The organism is Pseudomonas sp. 05T35 (assembly GCF_056396605.1).
On sequence record NZ_JBFTLU010000342.1, the window covers coordinates 1 to 5,017 of the forward strand.

Here is a 5,017-nt window from a genome sequence, read left to right on the forward strand (position 1 = left end):
AGCCTGCTCGCGATAGCGGTCCGACAGTCAGCTGCAATGTTGGATGTCAAGCCGTCATCGCGAGCAGGCTCGCTCCCACACTGACCTGCTCCCATTTTTATTTGTGTAGTTGAAGGAGATCGAGTTTGTCCTCTCCCATCCCGGTAACTGTCCTCAGCGGCTTTCTCGGCGCCGGCAAAACCACACTGCTGCGTCACCTGCTCAAAGCCGAGCACGGCCTGAAAATCGCCGTGATCGAAAACGARTTCAGYGACGCCGGCATCGACACMCAACTCTTGGGCGATGAGCCGGTGCAAGTCATGACGCTGTCCAACGGCTGCGTCTGCTGCACCATTCACACCGACCTGACCAAGGCCCTGTACCTGTTGCTGGAACGCCTGGACAGCGGCGAAATCGCCTTCGACCGCCTGGTGATCGAATGCACCGGCCTGGCCGATCCGGCACCGGTGGCGCAGACCTTCTTCATCGATGAAGAGCTGCGCGAGCGCTATATTCTCGACGGCATCATCACCCTGGTCGATGCGGCTCACGCCGAGCAGCACCTGACCCAGACCATCGCCCAGGCGCAGATCGGTTTTGCTGATCGCTTGCTGGTGAGCAAGCGCGATCTGGTCGACGAAGTGACGTTCAGCGCGCTGAGCGAACGCCTGACCCGGATCAATCGTCGTGCGCCGATCCGCGTGGTTGAGCACGGCAAGATCGATCTGGCCGAGTTGCTCGACGTGCGTGGTTTCAATCTCAACGCCGACCTCGGCGGTGGTGTCAGCCTGCGCCCGGTGAGTAAAGCGCCGTCTATCGACCGCATCTCGAGCCTGGTGTTGCGTACCGACAAAGCGCTGGATATCGACAAGCTCAGCGAGTTCATGAACGAACTGCTGGAAGACCATGGCAAGCAACTGCTGCGCTACAAAGGGGTGCTGAACATCGTCGGCGAACCTCGGCGCATGGTGTTTCAGGGCGTGCTGAAGTTGTACGGTTTTGACTGGGATACCGAGTGGGCCGAGGATGAAGGGCGCGAGAGCGTGATCGTGTTTATTGCCGACGAGTTGCCGGAAGAGAAGATTCGCGAGGGGTTTGCGCGGGTGGCTGCGGAGTAGGGGCGAGCATTTTCAGTGTGTTTGAGGTCGCTATCGCGAGCAGGCTCGCTCCCACATTGGATTTGCGTCAGGCCACATTAGGTGGGCGACACAGGTCAAGTGTGGGAGCGAGCCTGCTCGCGATGGCAATCTAACCGGCGACGCGATCACGGGCCGGTACCGGGCTCAGCAATTTCCTCTCAAGATGATCCAGATGTTCGGTCATCAACTCCTCGGCAGCCCTGGCATCCCCGCGCTCCACCGCCTCGACAATCGCAGCATGCTCCTGCCACGCACAATGACTGGGCGACTGTTCTTCGTAGCAGGCGATAGCCAGCGATGTCAGCGGCACCAGGCTGCCAAGAAATTGTGCCAGCGGCGCATTACCGGCGACCTGCGCCAGTTGCAGGTGGAACTCGCCCGACAGGCGAATCGCCGGCCCGCGTTGATTTTGTTCGATGCAGCGGCGTTCGCGTTCGATCAGTTCGCGTAACTGCGGCAGGTGCCGGGACGTCGGTTGCTGGCAGGCCAGTCGCACCAAAGTGGTTTCGGTCARCCTGCGGGCGTGGAGTATCTGGCGGGTTTGTTCGGCATCGGGCGCCGCGACTTGCGGGCGATGATTGGGCCGCAGGATGACTACCTGCTGATGGGACAAGCGCGCCAGTACCTGGCGGATGATGCTGCGGCTGACACCGAATGCCTGGCCAAGGCTTTCTTCGGTGAAGCGGCTGGCCGGGGCGATGCGTTGTTCGAGAATGGCGTCGAAAATCTGCGGATAGATGTCATCGACGCAACGCTTCTTTTCGCTCTGGCGGCGCAAGGGCAGGGCGGCGGAAATCGAGAAAACGGGATTCTTCAAGGCGTAGGAACTCATGGCCAGTCTCCAGTCCGGTTGCCGATAGGGGATTCTACAAACAGTTATTGGCCCAGATTGTCGTCCGGGATGTTCAGCTCAATGCCCATGCGTTGCCCTTCCTGAAGGATGTGCCGGCGCATTTCGGCGCTGGCCAGGGCGCTGTTTTTACTGCGGATCGCGCGGACCACGGCTTCGTTTTCTTCCAGCCGCCCGGCCAAGTGTTCTGGCGAATTGCGCAGCATCTCGGCGCTCTGTTTGAGGGCGTTGCTGGTTTGCTGCACGACGTTCTGGAAAATCGGGTTCGAGGTCAGGGTGAACAGCTCTTCGTGGAACGCGATGTAGGCGTTCATTCCGGCTTCGCTGTCGCTGGCTTCGAGGGCTTCGCGCATGTCCATCAGCGTCAGGCGCAGTTGACCGATTTCCTTGCTGCTGATGGACTGGGCAACCAATCCGACAATGAACGGTTCGAGGGTGTAGCGCAGTTGCAGCACATCCTCGAGACTGGCGCCGGCTACGCCACTGTCGTTGGCTGGCGCGTCGTTCAGGTTGGCCTCCAGCACCACCACGCCTTTGCCGGGCATGGAGCGCACCAGGCCGAGGGTTTCGAGCACGATCACCGCTTCACGCAGGCTAGGCCGGCTGATACCCAGTTGTTCAGCCAGTTCGCGTTGCCCCGGCAACATGTCGCCAGAGCGCCACTGCCCGCGCGCCAACGCGGCACGAAGCTTTTCAACCACTGAATTTACAACTGTCGACGAGGTGATCACTGTTTGCTCCATGAGAGACGGTAAAACGCTGATTGTTGTGCCTGCCAGTGACAGGCACAGATTCGGTCAAAACTCTTGCTGATGTGCCGGCGGCGCTGATTTACGTGACTGGAAGGTGTAGCCCTGCTCGCCGGACAGTACCTTGTTGGCACGCTGGATATCGATGTCTTTTTCCCAGCGGGCGATGGCCACGGTGGCGACGCAGTTACCGATCAGGTTGGTCAGTGCCCGACCGATGCCCATGAACCAGTCCACCGCCAGTACCAGCACCAGGCCCACCACCGGAATTGCGGGGATCGCGGTCAGGGTCGCCGCCAGAATCACCAGGGCCGAGCCGGGAATACCGTGGGCTCCTTTGGAGGTGATCAGCGAAACCAACAGGATCGTCAGCAAATCGCTCATGGCCAACGGTGTGCCGGTGGCGTTGGCGATGAACACGATGGCCAGGGTCAGGTAGATCGAAAAACCATCGAGGTTGAACGAGTAACCGGTGGGAATCACCAGGCCAACCGTCGAGCTGCCGATGCCCAGGTGCTCCAGTTTGCGCATGATTTGCGGGAGCACGGCGTCAGAGGAGGCGGTGCCCAGGACGATCAGCAACTCTTCACGCAGGTACTTGAGAAAGGGCAGCAGCCGCAGGCCGGAAAGGCGCATCACCAGACCCAGGATCAACGACACGAACACTGCGCATGTCAGGTAGAACAGGCCAATCAGGCTGCCCAGGTGTTGCAGCGAATCCAGGCCATATTTGCTGGTGGTGAAGGCAATCGCACCAAACACACCAATCGGTGCCAGACGCACGATCATGCCCATGATGCGGAAGATCACATGGCTGAGTTCGTTGATCAGTCGCGAGATTCCCGACGCGGCTTCACCCACCAGGTTCAGCGCGCTGCCGAACAATACCGAGAACAGCAGCACTTGCAGGATGTTGTTCTCGGCAAAGGCGCCAATCACCGAGGTCGGGATCAGGTCCATCAGGAACTGCGTGGTGGTGTGCATGTGCTGGCCGCGCTGGGCGATATCGCCCATGTCGGCGGTGGAAAGCTGATCCAGATGAATGTTCGCACCTGTGCCGATGCCGGTGCTGAACGCGAATACCAGACCGATCACCAGGGCGATGGTGGTCAGCACTTCGAAGTAGATCACCGATTTGAGGCCGATGCGTCCGACCTTCTTCAGGTCGCCAGCGCCGGAAATACCGCTGACCACCACGCAGAACACGATCAGGCCGATGAGCATTTTGATCAGTTTGATGAAGCCGTCGCCGAGGGGTTTCAACTGGGCGGAGTATTCGGGAAGGGTCAGTCCGCAGATGATGCCAAGCACCAGTCCAAGGACAACTTGAAGGAAGATTGAGCGCGAGCACCATCTGAGCATGGGAGGAATCCTGGTGAGTGTCCTGGGTGCCGAGCGCTGTGCGCATCAGATTCAGGACTTAATTATTGTGGTCTTACCGGTATGTCCAGTGCAGGCGCAGTGTAGGCGCTGTTTTCAGAGGGTCGCAAGCGGAAAATGACAAATTGGCTTTACCGGTCTTACCAGTTGTGCGGCAAGGGCCGAGCTTGAGCGGTTTCGCAGGCGAAAAAAAACCGGCCATCACTGGCCGGTTTCTTTTTGCTGCGGTTAAGCGGGCTGATTAAGCGCCGTATACCGGCAGCTTCTTGCAGATGGCCTTGACCTTCTCGCGAACGGCGTCGATCACCGCTTCGTTGTTCAGGTCAGCCAGGATGTCGCAGATCCAGCCGGCCAGCTCTTTGCACTCAGCCTCTTTGAAGCCGCGAGTGGTCACAGCCGGAGTACCGAAGCGCAGGCCGGAGGTGACGAACGGGGAGCGTGGATCGTTCGGTACCGAGTTCTTGTTCACGGTGATGAATGCTTTGCCCAGAGCGGCGTCGGCGTCTTTACCGGAGATTTCCTGCTTGATCAGCGACAGCAGGAACAGGTGGTTTTCGGTACCGCCGGAAACCACGTCAAAGCCGCGCTCGATGAACACGCCGGCCATGGCCTGGGCGTTCTTGACCACTTGTTGCTGGTAGGCCTTGAACTCAGGCTGCAGGGCTTCCTTGAAGCAGATCGCTTTAGCAGCGATCACGTGCTCCAGCGGGCCGCCCTGGGCGCCCGGGAATACCGCGGAGTTCAGCTTCTTCTCGATGTCGGCGTTGGCGCGAGCCAGGATCAGGCCGCCACGTGGACCGCGCAGGGTCTTGTGAGTGGTGGTGGTGACCACGTCAGCGAATGGAACCGGGTTCGGGTAGACGCCWGCAGCGAYCAGACCGGCTACGTGWGCCATRTCGACGAACAGGTAGGCGCCAACC

At 59.8% G+C, this 5,017-nt stretch carries 5 protein-coding genes; 1 reads left to right on the forward strand and 4 read right to left on the reverse strand.

The genetic code is table 11. The features are described from left to right. Nucleotides 1-125: 125 nt before the first annotated feature. Nucleotides 126-1,097, forward strand: a complete 972-nt coding sequence (gene yjiA, locus AC1DH9_RS22085; protein ID WP_427547117.1) for a GTPase — start codon at nucleotides 126-128, stop codon at nucleotides 1,095-1,097. Nucleotides 1,098-1,227: 130 nt separating this feature from the next. On the opposite strand, the gene AC1DH9_RS22090 is transcribed toward yjiA, so the two are convergent. From AC1DH9_RS22090 to AC1DH9_RS22105, 4 genes are all read right to left on the reverse strand, one after another. Next, complete coding sequence (locus tag AC1DH9_RS22090; protein WP_427547120.1) at nucleotides 1,228-1,950, reverse strand: GntR family transcriptional regulator; 723 nt, start codon at nucleotides 1,948-1,950, stop codon at nucleotides 1,228-1,230. 44 nt (nucleotides 1,951-1,994) lie between these two features. Beyond that, nucleotides 1,995-2,699: a FadR/GntR family transcriptional regulator gene (locus AC1DH9_RS22095; protein WP_427547123.1), complete on the reverse strand. Its 705-nt coding sequence runs from the start codon at nucleotides 2,697-2,699 to the stop codon at nucleotides 1,995-1,997. A gap of 66 nt (nucleotides 2,700-2,765) precedes the next feature. After that, nucleotides 2,766-4,079, reverse strand: a complete 1,314-nt coding sequence (locus AC1DH9_RS22100) for a C4-dicarboxylate transporter DctA (protein ID WP_427547125.1) — start codon at nucleotides 4,077-4,079, stop codon at nucleotides 2,766-2,768. A gap of 259 nt (nucleotides 4,080-4,338) precedes the next feature. Next, on the reverse strand, nucleotides 4,339-5,017 hold a 679-nt coding region (locus tag AC1DH9_RS22105), incomplete at its 5' end, for a PLP-dependent aminotransferase family protein (protein ID WP_477808778.1).

What these genes read in the sequence shown, in the direction of transcription:
- AC1DH9_RS22100 (WP_427547125.1), bottom strand. Translation starts at nt 4,079, where the DNA reads ATGCTCAGATGGTGCTCGCGCTCAATCTTCCTTCAAGTTGTCCTTGGA.